At 73.8% G+C, this 2,372-nt stretch carries 2 protein-coding genes; one reads left to right on the forward strand and one right to left on the reverse strand.

Features of this window, described 5'->3' with window-relative positions:
* Positions 1-1,235, reverse strand: a 1,235-nt coding sequence (locus IJH84_RS02555) for an ATP-binding protein (protein ID WP_295139771.1), incomplete at its 3' end; no start/stop codon positions are given.
* Positions 1,236-1,555: 320 nt separating this feature from the next.
* Between IJH84_RS02555 and IJH84_RS02560 the strand changes: the two genes are divergently transcribed.
* Positions 1,556-2,372, forward strand: an 817-nt coding sequence (locus IJH84_RS02560; protein ID WP_295139773.1) for an ATP-binding protein, incomplete at its 3' end; no start/stop codon positions are given.

A 2,372-nucleotide genomic window follows, 5' to 3' on the forward strand; every position in this document is an offset into this window, starting at 1 on the left:
ACGCGGTCGGCTTCCTCGATGAGCACCTGCGCGCCGAGCGAGCTGTCGAAATCCGGGCCGGTGCGCACCAAGTGGTAGGCGAGCGTCGGCCGATCCACCGCACCACCCCGCTGCAACTGCGCCAGCATCCGCCGGGCCAGCGCCGCGTGCAGCGACCACGCCCGCTCCGGACCGGCGCGGCGGCGCAGCGTCGCGGCCAGCGCGGGTACCGCGAACCGCACCTCGTCCTGGACGTCGACCACCAGCACACCGCGCGCGACCAGCCGGTCCAGGTCCTGGCCGGACGGTTCCAGCCCGACAGCGGCGGCCGCGGTCAGCATCGGCAGGTCGTCCACCCGCACCCGATCTTGCAGCGCCAGCACGGAAGCCAGCCGTTCGGTGTCGTCGCCGTCCTCGACGACCGCTTGCACCAGGGCGTGCTGCTCCGGCAGCGCCACCGGCTCGGTCAGCGGGGACAGGCAGAAGTGCTCGTCCACCACGGTCAGCCGCCCGCGCTCGCGCAGATCTTGCAGCGTCGACAGCAGCGTGCCCGGATTGCCGAACAGCGGGCCGAGCGCGGTGCGCAGCGCCTCCACCACCGTCTGGTCCAGCTTCGCCCGGCCGTGCGCGGCGCACCAGCGGGTCAGCAGCGCGGTGACGTCCCGGTCGGCCAGCGGCCCGAGCTCCACTACCCGGTCGGCCAGCGAGATCAGCTGCCAGGTGCTGCTGGCGGCGAACGAGTGCGTGCGGGTGGAGAACACGACCGCGCAGCCGACCGCGCGCAGCCGCTGCACCAGCGGGCACAGGGCCACCGACAGCAGCGGGCCGCAGCGGTCCACGTCCTCGATGATGATCACGGTGTGGGCGCGGGCGGCGATGACGCCGAGCGCGCGGGCCAGCTCGTGCACCATCGGCAGCAGCGCGCGCTGCGGCTGCTGGTCCAGCTCGCTGCGCCGCCGCGCGGCCGCGGCCACCGCGTCCAGCAGCTGCGGATCCCAGCCGCGCTCCAAGAACTGCCGCGCGCCGTCGAGCAGCGCGTCGATCGCGGCGCGGCCGTCGCCGTCCGCGGCATCGGCCAGCAGCACGTGGCCGCCGTGGCGCTGCGAGTTCACCGCGGCCGCCTCCAGCAGCGCGGTCTTGCCTTCCCCCGGCTTGCCGTGCAGCGCCAGCAGCTCCCCCGAGCCGCGGCCGCAGGCAGCACTGATCTCGGCCCACTGCTCGTCCCGGCCGAACACCGGCCCGCTGTCCCGAGCCATTCTTCCTCTCTCCAATCGACTGCTCGCGGCCGGGCGCACCCCACCGCAAGCCTCCCCCTCGCCCTTCCTATTGCCCGGCCGTGCGCGAGCGGTGGTCCGGTGATTGCGCGGACCTAGATCGAGGGACATCCCTCGGCTGGACCACAATGGGGCATTCGGCGCGGCCGGCGTCGACCGGCCCGCGTGCGGACATGGAGCCGTGGCGAGCTTTCCGGGCAACGGACTCAGGAAGGAGTGTGGAGTGGTTCGCGCAGAACGTCGCTTTTCGGCCGAATCTCCCGCTGTGGCCGGTTCCGTCCCGGACGGCCCTGGGCAGTGCCGTGGCTGAGCGCACATCAGCCGAACAGGATCCGGTTGGCGCGCGGCTGGCCGGCCGCGACGACGTGCTCGCCGAAGTGCTCAGAACCGTGCAGGCCAAGGACGTTCCCGTGACGTTGCTGAGCGGTGCCGCCGGCTCCGGGCGCACGGCGGTGCTCGCGGAAGTGCGCGATCGCTGCACCGCCGCCGGTGCGCGAGTGCTGGAGATGCGGGCCACGGAGCCGGACCGCTCGACTCCGTACGGTGCGCTGTACCGGCTGTTGTCGGAAGTGGGCGAACTCGCTCCCGCGGCCGGGGAGGCGCGCGGATCGGTGCTCGCGCTGGTGGCCAAGCTCAGCGCCGCGCCGGACCCGGCCACCTCGCAGCCCATCGCGGCGCAGCTGGCCGGTGCGCTGCACGCGGCGACCCGCAACATGCGGCCGCTGGTGGTGCTGGCCGACGACGCGCAGTGGCTCGACGATGCCACCGCCGCGCTGCTGGAGCCGCTGGTGCAGCGGATGAACGGCAATTCGTTCTCGATCGTGCTGTCCGCTCGGTCCGATGTGGACTCCGGTAGGGGAGTTGCGGCGCTGCGGCGGCTGCGCGCGGCCGGGCTGGTGCGCACGGTGACGCTGCGCCCGCTGGCCAGGCTGCACAGCGCCCGGCTGATCGCCCGGAGGTTGCAGGCGAAACCGGACGCGGAAGTCGTCGACATGCTGCACGGCGCGGCCCGCGGACTGCCCGCGGCGCTGGAGGCGGGCATCGCCGCCTACCGGCGCGCCGAGGCGCTGAGCATCGTGGACCGGCACGCCTACCTGGTCTCGCACGAGGAACGTCCCG

Source organism: Saccharopolyspora sp. (assembly GCF_017434145.1).
GTDB lineage: Bacteria > Actinomycetota > Actinomycetes > Mycobacteriales > Pseudonocardiaceae > Saccharopolyspora_C > Saccharopolyspora_C galaxeae.